Raw genomic sequence first — 14,660 nt, forward strand, 5'->3', positions numbered from 1 at the left:
CCGAGCGGGCGCGGGCGGCGATGGAGGATCGGCGCAGCGGTCAGGGCGGAGGACTGAGCGGCTGGGAGCGCCGGGCGCCGAGCTACCCTGCACGTTCGACGTCCACATCAGGACGTCTTGCATGCCGTCGTTGTAGACCACGCCGTTGGGCGGCGCGCCGGTCACGTCGAAGTACAGCGTCCCGGTCGACTCGCTACCCTGCGCGATCGGCGCCGGGTTGAGGCCGTTAGGGGCCCCCACCTTGTCGATCACCCGGTAGTTCTGGCCGTTGGGCCCGCGGGCGATGAAGTCGTTCACCATCGGGGTAACGAGCCCGCCGTCCGACCGAGCGGTAACGTCCGCCTGGTAGAGCGTCCCCTTGGGCGTGTAGCCGGGAATCGAGACATTGCTCGGCTGCAGGTTGCTCACCGTGTAGTTGGTGACCAGCGGCCCGTCCACGAGTTGCTCACTGGTGCCGAAGCCCTGGATGTTGGGCGGCGCGGCAGAAGCCGGCACCGCCGCGAAAATCCCTGCCGCCGCAATCCCCCCGGCAGCGGCAGCTGTCTTCAGCGCGGTCTTGGTGACCTTCATTGCTCATTCCTTTCGTGTCGAACAATCGCCCCCCAGAAGGGCAATACGCACATAGGCCGCAAATAGCCCCTTGCTGCCCGCTTTAAACATATGCGCCCGGTTTATTCGTGATTTTCGGCCGGTCAGCTGGCGAAACGGTGTTGTTTTGCTGGACAGTATCTTTCGCATCAGTTTTTAACATCCGTATCGCTATTCACGTCGAATGACTTGGGCGACGACGCTCTAGGCGCACGATTAGCCCCGGCTGTGGCGGGTAGTCAGAGCGGGAGAAATCCGACCAGACGAAAGGGGCCGTCGATGGACGCGGAAGCGCTAAACACAGTCCCCGCGAGGACGACGAACTCAAGCACGAATTGGATGGCACGCTGCGCGGTAACCGGCCAAGTCGCGCCGAGGAATGGCGCGATCCCGAGCCTCCGGCCGACGACGACCCCGACGTTCCCGCGGGCCGCCCGATGACACGCGAACCTTAGACCGGATTCGACCACCAATGGAGGAATCAGATGGGCTTTGCGCCTCAGCAACAGACCGCCCCGGGTGTGCAGAGCCGGATGAACCCCGTGCCCGACTGCGGCGAAAACACTTACCAGGGCTCGGGAAAGCTCACCGGCAAAAGGGCGATCATCACCGGGGGTGATAGCGGCATCGGCCGCGCGGTCGCTATCGCTTTCGCGCGCGAAGGCGCCGACGTGCTGATCTCCTACCTCGACGAGGACGACGACGCCCGCGACGTCGCGCGCTACGTGGAAGACGCCGGGCGCAAATGCGTCCTGGTGTCCGGCGACCTTTCCGATGCTGCGCATTGCCGCGCCGTCGTCGACCGGGCCGTCGAAGAATTCGGCGGCATCGACATCCTGGTCAACAATGCGGCCTACCAGATGATGCACAAGAGCCTTGACGAAATCAGCGATGAGGAATGGGATTACACGTTCCGGCTCAATGTCGGCGCATATTTTTATCTCACCAAGGCGGCGGTGCCGCACATGAACGCGGGGGCGTCGATCATCGGCAGTTCGTCGGTCAACTCCGACACGCCCAATCCGACGCTGGCGCCCTACGCCGCCACCAAGGCGGCGATCGCCAACTTTTCGGCCAGCCTCGCTCAGTTGCTGGGCGAGAAGGGGATTCGGGTGAACAGCGTCGCGCCCGGCCCGATCTGGACACCGTTGATCCCCTCCACCATGCCCCCGGACAGCGTTGAGTCGTTCGGCGACAACACGCCGCTCGGCCGCGCCGGCCAGCCCGCCGAACTCGCGCCGATCTACGTGCTGTTGGCCTCCGACGACGCCAGTTATATCTCCGGCGCGCGGGTGGCCGTCACCGGAGGCCGGCCAATTCTCTAGCGCCGCATCGCTTTGCACTTGCGGACGGTTCAGGAGCCCCGGTTCTCGCCCAGTTCCTCGACGATCGGGCTCGAAGCGGGGATGTCTTTTGCGTTTTCGGCCAGCCCTGGTTTGGTGTGGGTGCGACGAGCCGCGGCCTTGTCGGCGTCGCCGAGGTCGCGATCGTCGATGATGGTGACCGACGCGAGGACCTGGGCGGCATTGTTGTAGGTCTCGGGCGGAATGCTGCGCAGGGCGCGGATCGTGTCGTCGTCGCAGCCATTGCGATCGGCGGCGTCAAGCAGATCCTGCTTGTTCGCCGGAAAGTCCACATCGGTGAAGCATTGACGCAGCTGATTGGGACTAACGGACGCAACCATGGCTGTCGGGATGCCCGGTGCCCAAAGGGCTAAACCGCTAAACCCGGCCCCGGGGTGACGTCTCGGTCACATCGGCGCGGCCGTGAAACGCCTTTCTCAACGGCCGCGGACTCTGCGGTTGTGCTTCATGATCGCGTCGACCAACTCCGCCTTGCTCATCTTCGACCGGCCCCGCACGTCGAGTCGGCGGGCCACGTCGAGCAGGTGCTTCTTGCTCGCGTTGGCGTCCACCCCCTCGGCCGTCGGGCCGGAGGCACGCGGCCCGCCGCTCTTGGCGCGCTCGTCGGACGGGCCCTTCTGTTCTTTGGGCTCCCAATGATCGCCGATCTTTTCGAAGCTGTGCTTAAGGGCGGAATACGCCACCCGGTGCGCGCGCTCTTCGCTGCCGTATTCGTCGGCCGCTGCGTCATGCGTTTTCGCGAACGTGCGTTGCGCTTTGGCGTTGGAACGCCGCAAAGTGCTCGGCAGTTCGTCCTTCTTCGGCTTGCCGCCTTTCGTCGTCTTCGGCATGAAAACCTCCTGATACGCACGCGCGGTGCGAGTGACACTCGGTTACCCCATCGACGGGCCGGCAATCAGCACTTCGCCCAGCGAAGCCGCGTCCAGAGCCCGAAAATATGTCAATATCATTGACATGGTTCAGGCCGAAGACGCCCCGCTTGGTTACCTGCTGTACCGGGTGGCCAGCCTGCTGCGACCGGAGGTTTCCGCGGTATTGGGCCCGCTCGGCCTGACGCTGCCCGAATTCGTCTGCCTCCGCATGCTTTCCCTGGTTCCGGGGATGTCGAGCGCCGAACTGTCCCGGCAGGCCGGAGTCACACCGCAGGCGATGAACACGGTGCTGCGCAAGCTGGAAGACATCGGCGCCGTCGCCCGTCCGACATCTGTGTCCAGCGGTCGCGCGCTACCGGCCACGCTGACCGGTCAGGGCCGCGCCCTTTTGAAACGCGCCGAAGGCGCGGTGCGGACCGCCGATGCGCGCATCTTGGCCAAGCTGACCGAAACTCAGCAGCGCGACTTCAAGCGGATGCTCGACAAGCTCGGGTCCGACTGACCCCGCGGCGAAGCGGGCCGCCGCCGAGGCCGCAGATCAAGCGGTTTGGATCCGGGCCCATGGTCGGGCCTCTTCGAGTTCGTAGGCCAGCTCGAGCAGTAGCGCCTCCTGCCCGATGTTGGTCGAGAACATCATGCCCACCGGCATGCCTTCGTCGGACTGCGCCAACGGAAGCGAGACCGCCGGCTCGCCGGTTACGTTCTGCAACGGGGTGAACGAGACCCAGTCGATCAGCCGCTCGATGACCTGGTGGTAGTCGGTGGGTGCCAGATAGCCGATGCGGGGCGTCTCGTCGGCGAGCGTCGGGGTGAGCACTACGTCGTAGGTGTCGAAGAATTGTGCGGTGCGCCTGCGGATTCGGCGCAGGCGCATGATCGCCAGCGGCAGTCGATGAATGTTGTGGGCGGTGTGTCGCTCCAGCCCGAGCGTCAGGCTGTCCAGCCGGCTGCGGTCGAACGTCTTGCCGAACATGTGCCGCCCGGTGCGCACCTGGGCCAGCGCGAGGAATCCCCAGTAAAGGACGAAATCGTCGACGAAGCTGGCCGGCACCGGGGGCTCGTCGAGGTATTCGACGCGATGCCCCAGCTCCTCGAGAAGGCCGGCGGACTTCAGCGTCAGCTCGCGCACCTGGGGGCTGCAGTCGCGTTGCACCGACCGGGTCAGCACGGCGATCCGCAGCCGCTGCCTGCCGGGTCCGACGACGTCACCGACCGGTGCCAGTTTCGGATTGCGCCAAATCCGTTCGGCCTCCCGGTAGAACGCCGCCGTGTCACGCACCGAACGGGTCACCACACCGTTGGCGACGATGCCCACCGGCATCCGGCGCAGGTGGGCGTCCAGCGGCAGCCGCCCACGTGACGGCTTCAGCCCGACAAGCCCGTTGCAGGCGGCAGGGATGCGGATGGAGCCGCCGCCGTCGTTGGCGTGGGCGATCGGCACCACACCGGCGGCAACGAACGCACCCGAGCCCGACGAGGATGCGCCCGCGCTGTAGTCGGTGTTCCACGGGTTGCGGACCGGACCCAGCCGGGGGTGTTCGGCCGAAGCACTGAAACCGAATTCCGACAGCTGCGTCTTGCCCACCGGGGCCAGCCCGGTGGCCAGGAACAACCGGGTGAATGCGCCGTCGGAGGTGGCATTCCACGGAGTCCACGCGTCGGTGCCGTGCATCGTCGGCTGGCCGGCGATGTCGACGTTGTCCTTGAGAAACGTCGGGACGCCGTCAAAGAAGCCGTTCGCCGCCGCGGCGGTTCGCGCCTGCTGGAAGGCCGCATAGGCCAGGCCGTTGAGGATCGGATCCACGGCCTCGGTGCGGGCGATGGCGGCCTCGACCACCTCGGCCCTGCTGACCCAGCCGGCCTGTATCGCGTGGGCGAGCCCGACCGCGTCCAGATCACCGAGGGCGTCGTCGCCGAACGCATGCACGTGTCGCATTTAACCGACGCTAGCCCGCGCCCGCGCGGGGCTTAGGCCTGCCCCACCTCGAAGCGCACGAACCGCGTCACCGTCACGCCGGCCTCGTCGAGCAGGGCCTTGACCGTCTTCTTGCTGTCGGACACCGAGGGCTGCTCCAGCAGCACGGAGTCCTTGAAGAAGCCGTTCAGCCGGCCTTCGACGATCTTGGGCAGCGCCTGCTCCGGCTTGCCCTCGGCCTTGGCCGTTTCCTCGGCGATACGGCGCTCGCTGGCCACCACGTCCTCGGGGACGTCGTCGCGTGACAAGAAGCGCGCCTTGAGCGCGGCGATCTGCAGCGCGACCGAGTGCGCGGCCTCGACGTCGGAGCCGCTGTATTCCACCAGCACCCCGACGGCCGGCGGCAGGTCCGCCGCCCGCTTGTGCAGGTAGGCCTCGACGGTGCCGTCGAAGTACGCGACACGGCGCAGCTCGAGCTTCTCGCCGATCTTGGCCGACAGGTCGGCGATGGCCTGCTCGACCGTCTTACCGCCCGTAGCGGCAGCCTTGAGCGCCTCGACATCGGTGGCCTTGGATTCGGCCGCCGCCGCGACGATGTCATCGGCGAGCTTCTGGAACTCGGCGTTCTTGGCGACGAAGTCGGTCTCGGAGTTCAGCTCGATCAGCGCGCCGCCCTTGGCCGCGACCAGGCCTTCGGCCGTGGCGCGCTCGGCGCGCTTGCCGACGTCCTTGGCGCCCTTGATGCGCAACGCCTCGACGGCCTTGTCGAAGTCGCCGTCGCTCTCGGCCAGCGCGTTCTTGCAGTCGAGCATGCCGGCGCCGGTGAGCTCCCGAAGCTTCTTGACGTCGGCGGCGGTGAAGTTGGCCATATCAGCCTTCCCTAGGAGGGTTCAGTGGTCGATTCGGGTGCGCCCGCAGCGACGTCGGTGGGGGCGCTGGCAGCAGCGGAGGCCAGCAGTTCCTGCTCCCATTCGGGCAGCGGCTCGGCGGCCTCGACTTCGGGCTTGCCGTCGGTGCGGCCGACCCCGGCGCGGGCCTGCAGGCCCTCGGCGACCGCGGAAGCGATCACCTTGGTCAACAGCGCGGCCGAGCGGATCGCGTCGTCGTTACCCGGGATCGGGTAGTCGACCTCGTCGGGGTCGCAGTTGGTGTCCAGGATCGCGATGATCGGGATGTTCAGCTTGCGGGCCTCCGCGACCGCGAGATGCTCCTTGTTGGTGTCGACGACCCAGATCGCCGAGGGCACCTTGGCCATGTCGCGGATACCGCCGAGGCTGCGCTCCAGCTTGTTCTTCTCCCGGGTCAGCATCAAGATTTCTTTCTTGGTGCGGCCCTCGAAGCCGCCGGTCTGCTCCATCGCCTCGAGCTCCTTGAGGCGCTGCAGGCGCTTGTGCACGGTGGAGAAGTTGGTGAGCATCCCGCCCAGCCAGCGCTGGTTCACGAACGGCATGCCGACGCGGGTCGCCTCGGCGGCGACGGACTCCTGCGCCTGCTTCTTGGTGCCGACGAACATGATGCTGCCACCGTGGGCGACGGTCTCCTTGACGAACTCGTACGCCTTGTCGATGTAGGTCAGCGTCTGCTGCAGGTCGATGATGTAGATGCCGTTGCGGTCGGTGAAGATGAACCGCTTCATCTTGGGATTCCAACGACGGGTCTGGTGCCCGAAGTGAGTGCCGCTGTCCAGCAGCTGTTTCATGGTTACGACGGCCATGCTCGTGCCTTACTTGTGTCGGTTGTCGCCCGGCATCGGGTGAAGCCGGGCCCTGGCGCCTGCTGCGATGCCGGACCCTGTTAAGGGACCGCCCGGCACGCAATGCGAACTCCTGGTGGAACTAAGGAGACGCGGGGCGGACGCGCGAAGTCAGCCCGCGAACGAGCTGCGACCAGGAGTTTACACCGACTCCGCTGGTGGTTTTGCACAGCACCGGCCCGCCCTGAGTGGTGCCGCCGCAGGCGGGGCGATGAACTGAGCCGATGCGACGGGTTTTGCGGCTGATGCTGTGCCTGGCGGTGCTCAGCGCGGTGCCCGCGGTTGCGGACGACGCTCGCCTGGATTGGCCGTTGCGACCGCCGCCGGCCCTGGACGGGCAAGCCCGCGGATTCGACGCCCCGTCACCGGACTGGAAACCCGGGCATCGGGGCGTGGATCTGCCCGGGGCTGCAGGTCAGCCGGTGTATGCGGCGGGCACCGCCACCGTGGTGTTCGCCGGGCAGCTGGCGGGGCGGCCGGTGGTTTCGCTGGCCCACCCGGGCGGGCTGCGCACCAGCTACGAGCCGGTCCGGGCGGCGGTGCGGGTGGGCCAACCGGTGACGGCCCAGACCGTCATCGGCTCGTTGCAGGCCGGGCATGCCGGCTGCCGGGCCGCGGCCTGTCTGCACTGGGGCGCGATGTGGGGTCCGGCGTCGGGCGCCCACTACGTCGATCCGTTGGGTTTGGTGAAGTCGACGCCGATCCGGCTCAAGCCGCTGCGGGGTTGAGGGGGGCGTCACGCCCGCGGATGGGCCTGATCGTGCACCGCCCGCAACCGCGAGACGGCGACATGGGTGTAGAGCTGGGTGGTCGCCAGGCTCGAATGGCCGAGCAGTTCCTGCACGACGCGCAGGTCGGCGCCGCCCTCGAGCAGGTGCGTGGCCGCGCTGTGCCGCAGGCCGTGCGGGCCCATGTCGGGCGCGCCGTCCACCGCCGACACCGTCTCGTGCACGACGGTGCGAGCCTGGCGGACGTCGAGCCGCCGCCCTCGCGCACCCAGCAGCAGCGCCGGCCCCGACGCGGCGGTCACCAGGGCGGGGCGCCCCTCGTCCAGCCAGGCGCGCAGCGCCTCGGCGGCCGGCGTCCCGAACGGCACGGTGCGCTGCTTGTTGCCCTTACCCAGGACCCGGATCAGCCGATGCCCGGCGTCCACATCGTCGAGGTCCAGGCCGCACAGTTCGCTCACCCGGATTCCGGTGGCATACAGCATCTCGACGATCAGCCGGTCTCGCAAAGCCATCGGATCACCTTGTTGGGCACCAGATTTCGCGGCTGCCATGGCGTCGAGCGCCTGGTCTTGGCGCAGCACCGCCGGCAGGGTGCGGTGCGCCTTGGGCACCTGTAGCCGGACCGCCGGGTCCGCGGCCAGCAGGCCGCGCCGCGCGGCCCACGCGGTGAACGCCTTGATCGCCGAGGTGCGACGGGCCAGCGTCGTGCGAGCGGCGCCGGCGGCGCCCGAGGCCGACAACCACGAGCGCAGCAGGGACAGGCTCAATCCGTCCAGCCCGGCATTGCGGTCGTCGAGAAAGGCCAGCAGCGAGCGCACGTCGCCGAGGTAGGCGCGGCGGGTGTGCGCCGACCTGCCGCATTGCAGCGACAGGTATTCGTCGAACTCCTCGAGGATGGCCTCCACGCCTGCAACGTTCGCAGGGGCCGGGGACCTGAATCAGTCGACGCGCCGAAGTGTGTCCGGGGTGAGATCTTTGAGCAGCGGATATCCGTCGACGGCCATGATCAGGTCGGCTTCGGCCAGCAGCGAACGCAGGACGTGCACGATGCCGTCGACCCCACCGAGCGCCAGGCCATACGCGTACGGGCGGCCGATGCCCACCGCGGTCGCGCCCAGCGCGAGCGCCTTGACGATGTCGGCGCCGCTGCGGACCCCGGAGTCGAACAGCACCGGAAGACCGTCGGCGGCCTCGACCACGCCCGGCAGGCAATCGAGCGCGGGCAGGCCGCCGTTGGCCTGGCGGCCACCGTGGTTGGAGCAGTAGATGCCGTCGACGCCGCCGTCCTTGGCGCGCCGGGCGTCGTCGGGATGGCAGATGCCCTTGATGATGAGCGGCAGCTTGGTCAGCGACCGCAGCCAGGGAAGGTCGTCCCACGTCAACGGATTGCCGAACGTCGTGATCCACTGCAGCACAGCGGCTTGCGGGTCCTCCTCGGGCGGCCGCTGCAGGCCGTCGCGAAAGACCGGGTCGCTGGTGTAGTTGCTCAGGCATAGCCCGCGCAACTGCGGAAAGTTTGCCGTGCGGAGATCGCGCGGACGCCACCCGGGAATCCAGGTGTCCAGGGTGACGATGATGCCCCGGTAGCCGGCGGCCTCGGCCCGCTGCACCAGGCTGGCGGCGAGCTCGCGATTCTTCGGCGTGTACAGCTGGAAAAAGCCCGGGGTGTCGCCGAACTGGGCGGCGACGTCTTCCAACGGGTCGGCGGTCAGGGTGGAAACGACCATCGGAACGCCGGTGACCGCTGCGGCTTGCGCGGTGGCCACGTCGCCGTGGCCGTCCTGAGCACAGATGCCGATGACACCGATCGGGGCCATGAACAGCGGCGACGGCAACGTCAGGCCGAACATCTCTACCGACAGGTCACGCTCGGCGGCGCCGACGAACATACGGGGCATCAAGCCCCAGCGGTCGAACGCCTCGCGATTGGCCCGCTGGGTGCGCTCGTCGCCGGCACCACCGGCGACGTAGGACCACACCGACGGCGACATGGCCCGCTCGGCCCGGGCCTCCAGCTCCGCGAAGGCTATCGGCAGCGCGGGCGCGATCCCGCCCAGGCCCTTGAAGTAGATCTCGTTCTGGTAGTCCCCGAAATGCGCCATGGGAGTAGAGGATGCCAGCCGGCGTTCAAGCCGCTAGGAGGCCCCGGCCTCCGCCTCGGCCAGTTCCTTCTTCCATTGCCGGAACGTCTCTTCGGTGCGGCCGCGACGCCAGTAACCCGAGATGGACGACGCCCACCTGGCGTCCACGCCGCGCTCCTTGCGGATGTAGGGCCGCAGATTGTGCATGACGCTTTGCGCCTCGCCGTGAATGAAGACGTGCACCTGACCGGGAAGCCACGGCGTGGTGGTGACCGCCTCGATGAGCGGGGCGTGGTCGCCCGCGCGGTCCTCGGGGACCAGATCGGCCCGCCCGCCGCGATAGACCCAATGCACCTCGACGCCTTCCGGTGCGGTCAGCGGAATCTCGTCTTCCTGGCCCGCCACCTCGATGAACGCCTTACCAACGGCGCTGGCGGGCAACGCTTCCAGCGCCGCGGCGATGGCCGGAAGCGCCGATTCATCGCCGGCCAGCAGATGCCAATCGGCGGCGGGATCGGGTGTGTAGGCACCGCCGGGGCCCATCAGGTAGATGCGCTGGCCGGGCTGGGCCGCCGCGGCCCACTGGCCCGCGACCCCGTGCTCGCCGTGCACGACGATGTTCAGCGTGATTTCGCCGGCCGCCGCGTCCACGTGCCGGACGGTCATGGTCCGGACCGACGGCCTCTTCTCGGGGGGCAGGCCGGCGAAGCTGTCCAGGGTCAGCGGCTGGGGCAGGTCCGCGACGTCGATGTCGTCGGCGACGAACGCCAACTTGACGTAGGAGTCGGTGAATTTGCTGGGCACGAAGGCGTCGAAGTCCTTGCTGCCCAGCACGACCGCGACCATGTGCGGTGTGAGCTCCTTGGTATCGACAACCTCGAAGCGTTGCAGAGGTCGACCCGCCACTTGTCCTCCTGTCCCCGCCCGACCCCCGTCGACTATACGAGCCGCGTCGTCGATGCAGCTTGACCCCTTGCGGCCCGCACAAGTCGCCACTTGCCCTCCTGGCGCTGCACCAACCCAGCCAGCTCGAGGATCGCCAGCGGCCCCAACACCCGCTCGGGCGCCAGCCCCGACACGACCGCGAGTTGCTCGACGGTTGCGTCGCCGCGGCCCGGCAGCGCCTCGTACACCCGGCGCTCATCGTCGCTGAGCCCGTCGAGCGCCGTCGCCGGGCGCGGTTCCTCGGCCGCCAGCTCGCCGATGCGGCCGATCAGCTCGACGATGTGGTCGGCCCGGGTCACCAGTTCGGCGCCGTTGCGCAGCAGCGCATGGCACCCCGCCGACGCGGACGACGTCACGGGCCCGGGCACGGCGGCCACCACCCGCCCCAGCGCCCTCGCCCAGGCGGCCGTATTCGCGGCGCCGCTGCGCAAGCCGGCTTCCACCACCACCGCGGCCCCCGCGACGGCGGCCACCAGGCGATTGCGGGTCAGGAATCGGTGGCGGGCCGGCCGAACACCGGGCGGGTATTCGGTGAAAAGCAGCCCGTGTTGCCCCACGCGGTGCAGCAACGCCGTGTGGCCACTCGGATAGGGGATGTCGAGCCCGCCGGCGAGAACGGCCACGGTGATGCCGTCCGCGTTCAGCACCGCCCGGTGCGCCGCGCCGTCGATGCCGTAGGCGCCACCGGAGACGACCGCGACCTCGCGTTGCGCGAGCCCCGCCGCGAGGTCCTCGGCCACCTGCTCGCCATAGGCCGTCGCCGCGCGAGTGCCCACCAGGGCGGCGGCGCGGTGCGCGACCTCGTCGAGCCGGGTCGGGCCCTGCGCCCACAACACCATCGGCGCCCCGCCGCGAGCTTTCGCCGGGGCATTCCCGAACGCGGCGAACGCCAGCAGCGGCCACTCGTCGTCGTCGGGGGTGATCAACCGTCCGCCCCGGCGGGCGAGCAGCTCGAGGTCGGCGGCGGCGCAGTCGATTTCGCGCCGCGCTGCGGTGTGCCGCGCCAGGCCGTCGTCCACCAGCCCGCGGCGGACCCGGTCGGCCGCCTCCACCGGACCAACACGTCGCACCAGGGTGGCGAGCTCGGCGCAGGGCGGCTCGGCCACCCGGGACAGGTATGCCCAGGCGCGCAGCACGGGATCGTCGACCGCGGTCAGCATCGCCGTGTTCCGGGGTCCAAGAATTCGCCAAGGATCCGTATAGGCCCGTACGGGAATGTGGTGTCGTCGACCCCCATTCGCCATCGCGCAGCCGGCACGGAACGGAGCGAACAATGATCGTCTGCCAGCCGACCCAGCTCGCCGCGCCCGCCCGCCCCGTAAACCCGTGGGCGGTCGCCGCGTTCGCTTTGAGCCTGGTCAGTTGGTGCGGCTTGCCCATTCCGATCCTGAGCGGCGCCCTCGCGTCCGTGGCGCTGCGCGACATGGAACAGCGCGGTGAGGGCGGCCGCGCGATGGCCCAGTTCGCCAGGGCGTTCGCCATCCTGGTGACCGTCGCGATCGCGGTCCGGGGCGGGCACAACGACTGGCTGGCGAAGGCGTACTGGTGACCCGGATACGACGCTCATCGCTGCGCTCCCGGCTGCCGGAAGCTGAGCGCGGCCGCGACCTCCGCGGGCCCGGGCGACACCCCGCCGGCCAAGTCGGTCAGGCTCCACGCGACCCGCAGGGTTCGGTCCAGGCCGCGGATGCTGAGCAGCCCCCGGTCCAGCGCTTTCTGTAGCGGCGTCATCGCGGCGTTGCCCGGCCGGAACTTGCGGCGCAACAGCACCCCGCTGACCTCGGCGTTGGTGCGGAATCCGTGCGGTGACCACCGCTCGGCCGCGGCCGCGCGGGCCTGCGCCACCCGCTGGCGAACCTGTGCCGTCGATTCGGCTTCGGTGCCCGAGAAGGCGCCCGCGCGCACCGCATGCATCTCCACCCGCAGGTCCACCCGGTCGAGCAGCGGCCCGGACAGCTTGCCCAGGTAACGACGCTTGACCGCCGCCGCGCAAATGCAGTCCTGCGGATCGGCGGGCGCGCACGGGCATAGGTTGGCCGCCAACACCAGCTGGAACCGGGCCGGGTAACAGGCCACCCCGTCGCGTCGGGCGAGCCGAATCTCCCCGTCTTCCAATGGCGTTCGCAATGCCTCCAGCGCGCTGACGCTGATTTCGGCGCATTCGTCGAGGAAGAGCACCCCGCGGTGCGCGCGGCTGACCGCGCCCGGGCGCGCCATGCCCGAACCGCCGCCGACGAGCGCCGCCACGCTGGAGCTGTGATGTGGCGCCACGAACGGCGGCGTGGTGATCAGCGGCGTGTCCCCCGATAGCAGCCCGGCCACGGAGTGGATTGCGGTGACTTCCAGCGACTCGCTCTCCGACAGCGGCGGTAACAGGCCCGGAAGCCGTTGCGCGAGCATGGTTTTGCCGACGCCCGGCGGGCCGGTGAGCATGAGGTGATGCGACCCGGCGGCGGCGACCTCCACCGCGAAGCGAGCCTGCGTCTGCCCCACCACATCGGAGAGATCTGTCGCGGCCTCGGGTTCGGTGGCCGTCGCGGTGATCCTGTTGTCCAGGGCGGCGGACCCGCTGAGCCACTTCTGCAGCTGCCGCAGCGTGCGCACGCCCCAGACGTCGATGCCGTCGACCAGGCTGGCCTCGGCCAGGTTGTCCACCGGGACGACGACGGCCGGCCAGCCGTCGCGTTTGGCGGCCAGCACCGCCGGCAGTACGCCGCGCACCGGACGGACCCGTCCGTCCAGCGACAGCTCCCCCAGCAGTACCGTCTTCTCCAGGCGGTCCCACGGGTTCTTGCGTTGCGCCGACAGGACGGCCGCGGCCAGGGCGATGTCGTAGACGGAGCCCATCTTGGGCAGCGTCGCCGGGGACAGCGCCAGCGTGAGCCGCGCCATCGGCCAGCTGTTGCCGCAATTGGCCACTGCCGCCCTGACCCGGTCGCGGGACTCCTGCAGGGCGGCGTCGGGCAGACCCACCAGATGCACGCCCGGCAGTCCAGAGGTGATGTCGGCTTCGATCTCCACGATTTGGCCGTCCACCCCGCGCACGGCGACCGAGAACGCGCGACCCAGCGCCATCAGCCGATCCCTTGCAGATGGGTGATTTCGGGTGTGCGCCGGCGCCCGATCCGCACCCGGATCACGTCGATCCGTAGCGCCGCCCAGCGCTCGTCCTGGCCGGCCAGCCACAGGCCGGCCAGTCGGCGCAGCCGGCGAACCTTACGCTCGGTGACCGCGTAAGCCAGCCCACCGTAGCCGTCCCCGGTACGGGTTTTCACCTCGACGAACACCACCGTGTGGGTGGCCTCATCGCAGGCGATGGCGTCGAGTTCGCCGTATCGGCAACGCCAGTTGCGTTGCAGGATCGACAATCCCATCCTCTTCAGGTGATCCACGGCGAGCGCCTCACCCATCGCCCCGAGTTGGGCCCGAGTCAAAGTCGTTTCGGTCGTCATGGGAGCCAATGTGCTCGAGGACCCCGACACGGCGTGCCGCAGCGACGCCTGCGACCCATCCGCGACGGCCGGTTATCCCCAGTGCCGGCTACATCCACAACTGGCCGCAAACTACTAGCCGATGCGGTCCGCCCTGGTGTAGATGTTCATCGAGTCCTCGCGCAGGAACGCCACCAACGTGATGCCCGACTCCTCGGCCAACGCGACCGCCAGCGACGACGGCGCGGACACTGCGGCCAGCACCGGAATCCCGGCCAGCACCGCTTTTTGCGTCAACTCGAAGGAGGCCCGCCCACTGACCAGCAGCACCGAGCCGACCAGCGGCACCCGCCGATGTTCCAGAGCCCAACCGATGACCTTGTCGACCGCGTTGTGCCTGCCGACGTCCTCCCGCACCGCCAGCATGGTGCCGTCGACGCCGAACAGCGCCGCGGCGTGCAGCCCGCCCGTGCTGTCGAAAACCTTTTGCGCCGAACGCAATTGGGCCGGCATCGCCTCGAGCGCGGCCGCCTCGACGGTGGCGGGGTCCGCGCCGGGCGAGAAGCGGCCGATCAGCCGCACGGCGTCCAGCGAGGCCTTGCCGCACACCCCGCACGACGAGGTGGTGTAGAAGTTGCGGGTCACGTCGAGGGTCGGCACCGTGACGCCGGCGGCCAGTGTCACGTCGAGGACGTTATAGGTGTTCGTGCCCTCGACGGCGCCGTCGCAATACCGGATGGTCAGCACGTCGTCGCGGCCGGTGATGATCCCCTCGGTGAGCAGAAAGCCTTGGGCCAGTTCGAAATCCGCGCCCGGGGTGCGCATCGTCACGGTGACCGCCGCGCCGTTCACCCGGATCTCCAGCGGCTCCTCGACGACCAGCGTCTCCGGCCGGCTGATCGCTTTCCCGGCGGTGAGATGCTTTACCCGCCGGCGCGCAGTTACGTGCCGCACTAGGCGAATTCACCGTCAGCCGGGATCGC

16 protein-coding genes and 1 pseudogene are annotated in these 14,660 nt (G+C 69.0%); 4 read left to right on the forward strand and 13 right to left on the reverse strand.

Annotated features, from left to right (window positions below; all coding sequences use genetic code 11):
• The coding region (locus A5773_RS19140) for an MPT63 family protein (RefSeq protein ID WP_232001899.1) at nt 1-570 on the reverse strand (570 nt) is incomplete at its 3' end.
• Nucleotides 571-1,073: 503 nt separating this feature from the next.
• On the opposite strand from A5773_RS19140, the gene A5773_RS19150 reads away from it, so the two are divergent.
• Nucleotides 1,074-1,913: a glucose 1-dehydrogenase gene (locus A5773_RS19150; protein WP_066952634.1), complete on the forward strand. Its 840-nt coding sequence runs from the start codon at nt 1,074-1,076 to the stop codon at nt 1,911-1,913.
• 29 nt (nt 1,914-1,942) lie between these two features.
• Here the strand turns inward: A5773_RS19150 and A5773_RS19155 are convergent, their stop codons facing one another.
• Together A5773_RS19155 and A5773_RS19160 are read right to left on the reverse strand one after the other, a co-directional pair.
• On the reverse strand, nt 1,943-2,272 hold the full coding sequence (locus A5773_RS19155; protein ID WP_066952632.1) for a DUF2795 domain-containing protein: 330 nt from the start codon (nt 2,270-2,272) through the stop codon (nt 1,943-1,945).
• A gap of 96 nt (nt 2,273-2,368) precedes the next feature.
• Complete coding sequence (locus A5773_RS19160) at nt 2,369-2,782, reverse strand: ChaB family protein (protein WP_067792161.1); 414 nt, start codon at nt 2,780-2,782, stop codon at nt 2,369-2,371.
• Between the two features lie 124 nt (nt 2,783-2,906).
• Between A5773_RS19160 and A5773_RS19165 the strand changes: the two genes are divergently transcribed.
• On the forward strand, nt 2,907-3,326 hold the full coding sequence (locus tag A5773_RS19165) for a MarR family winged helix-turn-helix transcriptional regulator (RefSeq protein WP_066952628.1): 420 nt from the start codon (nt 2,907-2,909) through the stop codon (nt 3,324-3,326).
• Nucleotides 3,327-3,362: 36 nt separating this feature from the next.
• Here the strand turns inward: A5773_RS19165 and A5773_RS19170 are convergent, their stop codons facing one another.
• Genes A5773_RS19170 through rpsB form a run of 3 tightly spaced genes read right to left on the reverse strand, consistent with a single transcriptional unit; the run spans nt 3,363 to nt 6,453 of the window.
• The gene (locus tag A5773_RS19170) at nt 3,363-4,760 is read right to left on the reverse strand and encodes an amidase (protein ID WP_067792164.1); all 1,398 of its coding nucleotides are present in this window, start codon (nt 4,758-4,760) and stop codon (nt 3,363-3,365) included.
• A gap of 32 nt (nt 4,761-4,792) precedes the next feature.
• Nucleotides 4,793-5,608, reverse strand: a complete 816-nt coding sequence (gene tsf / locus A5773_RS19175; protein ID WP_067792168.1) for a translation elongation factor Ts — start codon at nt 5,606-5,608, stop codon at nt 4,793-4,795.
• Nucleotides 5,609-5,619: 11 nt separating this feature from the next.
• On the reverse strand, nt 5,620-6,453 hold the full coding sequence (gene rpsB / locus A5773_RS19180; RefSeq protein WP_066952622.1) for a 30S ribosomal protein S2: 834 nt from the start codon (nt 6,451-6,453) through the stop codon (nt 5,620-5,622).
• A 263-nt stretch (nt 6,454-6,716) separates the two neighbouring features.
• Here rpsB and A5773_RS19185 point away from each other — a divergent pair.
• Nucleotides 6,717-7,211 (forward strand): annotated as a pseudogene (locus A5773_RS19185) (M23 family metallopeptidase); the annotation flags it as partial.
• Between the two features lie 17 nt (nt 7,212-7,228).
• Here A5773_RS19185 and A5773_RS19190 read toward each other — a convergent pair.
• From A5773_RS19190 to dprA, 4 genes are read right to left on the reverse strand one after another with little or no spacing between them, the layout of a single operon-like run.
• The gene (locus A5773_RS19190) at nt 7,229-8,125 is read right to left on the reverse strand and encodes a tyrosine recombinase XerC (protein ID WP_067792173.1); all 897 of its coding nucleotides are present in this window, start codon (nt 8,123-8,125) and stop codon (nt 7,229-7,231) included.
• Between the two features lie 33 nt (nt 8,126-8,158).
• A complete protein-coding gene (locus A5773_RS19195; RefSeq protein WP_067792176.1) occupies nt 8,159-9,322 on the reverse strand; it encodes a lactate 2-monooxygenase in 1,164 nt (387 codons plus the stop codon).
• Between the two features lie 33 nt (nt 9,323-9,355).
• A complete protein-coding gene (locus A5773_RS19200; RefSeq protein WP_067792178.1) occupies nt 9,356-10,207 on the reverse strand; it encodes a siderophore-interacting protein in 852 nt (283 codons plus the stop codon).
• A gap of 32 nt (nt 10,208-10,239) precedes the next feature.
• Nucleotides 10,240-11,406, reverse strand: a complete 1,167-nt coding sequence (gene dprA / locus A5773_RS19205) for a DNA-processing protein DprA (RefSeq protein ID WP_067792181.1) — start codon at nt 11,404-11,406, stop codon at nt 10,240-10,242.
• Nucleotides 11,407-11,519: 113 nt separating this feature from the next.
• Here dprA and A5773_RS19210 point away from each other — a divergent pair, with 113 nt between their 5' ends.
• A complete protein-coding gene (locus A5773_RS19210; protein WP_066952610.1) occupies nt 11,520-11,795 on the forward strand; it encodes a DUF4190 domain-containing protein in 276 nt (91 codons plus the stop codon).
• Nucleotides 11,796-11,809: 14 nt separating this feature from the next.
• Here A5773_RS19210 and A5773_RS19215 read toward each other — a convergent pair whose 3' ends face one another.
• The 3 genes from A5773_RS19215 to fdhD form a co-directional block, all read right to left on the reverse strand.
• On the reverse strand, nt 11,810-13,321 hold the full coding sequence (locus tag A5773_RS19215; RefSeq protein ID WP_067792184.1) for a YifB family Mg chelatase-like AAA ATPase: 1,512 nt from the start codon (nt 13,319-13,321) through the stop codon (nt 11,810-11,812).
• Complete coding sequence (locus A5773_RS19220) at nt 13,321-13,698, reverse strand: YraN family protein (RefSeq protein WP_066952605.1); 378 nt, start codon at nt 13,696-13,698, stop codon at nt 13,321-13,323. Before A5773_RS19220 ends, A5773_RS19215 begins: the two co-directional genes overlap by 1 nt.
• A 114-nt stretch (nt 13,699-13,812) precedes the next feature.
• Nucleotides 13,813-14,631: a formate dehydrogenase accessory sulfurtransferase FdhD gene (gene fdhD, locus A5773_RS19225; RefSeq protein WP_067792186.1), complete on the reverse strand. Its 819-nt coding sequence runs from the start codon at nt 14,629-14,631 to the stop codon at nt 13,813-13,815.
• Nucleotides 14,632-14,660 lie beyond the last annotated feature (29 nt).

The organism is Mycobacterium sp. 852014-52450_SCH5900713 (genome assembly GCF_001667075.1).
Lineage (GTDB): Bacteria > Actinomycetota > Actinomycetes > Mycobacteriales > Mycobacteriaceae > Mycobacterium.

Coding starts and splice junctions, on each gene's coding strand:
- A5773_RS19150 (WP_066952634.1), top strand. CDS start 1,074: ATGGGCTTTGCGCCTCAGCAACAGACCGCCCCGGGTGTGCAGAGCCGG.
- A5773_RS19155 (WP_066952632.1), bottom strand. CDS start 2,272: ATGGTTGCGTCCGTTAGTCCCAATCAGCTGCGTCAATGCTTCACCGAT.
- A5773_RS19160 (WP_067792161.1), bottom strand. CDS start 2,782: ATGCCGAAGACGACGAAAGGCGGCAAGCCGAAGAAGGACGAACTGCCG.
- A5773_RS19165 (WP_066952628.1), top strand. CDS start 2,907: ATGGTTCAGGCCGAAGACGCCCCGCTTGGTTACCTGCTGTACCGGGTG.
- A5773_RS19170 (WP_067792164.1), bottom strand. CDS start 4,760: ATGCGACACGTGCATGCGTTCGGCGACGACGCCCTCGGTGATCTGGAC.
- tsf (WP_067792168.1), bottom strand. CDS start 5,608: ATGGCCAACTTCACCGCCGCCGACGTCAAGAAGCTTCGGGAGCTCACC.
- rpsB (WP_066952622.1), bottom strand. CDS start 6,453: ATGGCCGTCGTAACCATGAAACAGCTGCTGGACAGCGGCACTCACTTC.
- A5773_RS19195 (WP_067792176.1), bottom strand. CDS start 9,322: ATGGCGCATTTCGGGGACTACCAGAACGAGATCTACTTCAAGGGCCTG.
- dprA (WP_067792181.1), bottom strand. CDS start 11,406: ATGCTGACCGCGGTCGACGATCCCGTGCTGCGCGCCTGGGCATACCTG.
- A5773_RS19210 (WP_066952610.1), top strand. CDS start 11,520: ATGATCGTCTGCCAGCCGACCCAGCTCGCCGCGCCCGCCCGCCCCGTA.
- A5773_RS19215 (WP_067792184.1), bottom strand. CDS start 13,321: ATGGCGCTGGGTCGCGCGTTCTCGGTCGCCGTGCGCGGGGTGGACGGC.
- A5773_RS19220 (WP_066952605.1), bottom strand. CDS start 13,698: ATGACGACCGAAACGACTTTGACTCGGGCCCAACTCGGGGCGATGGGT.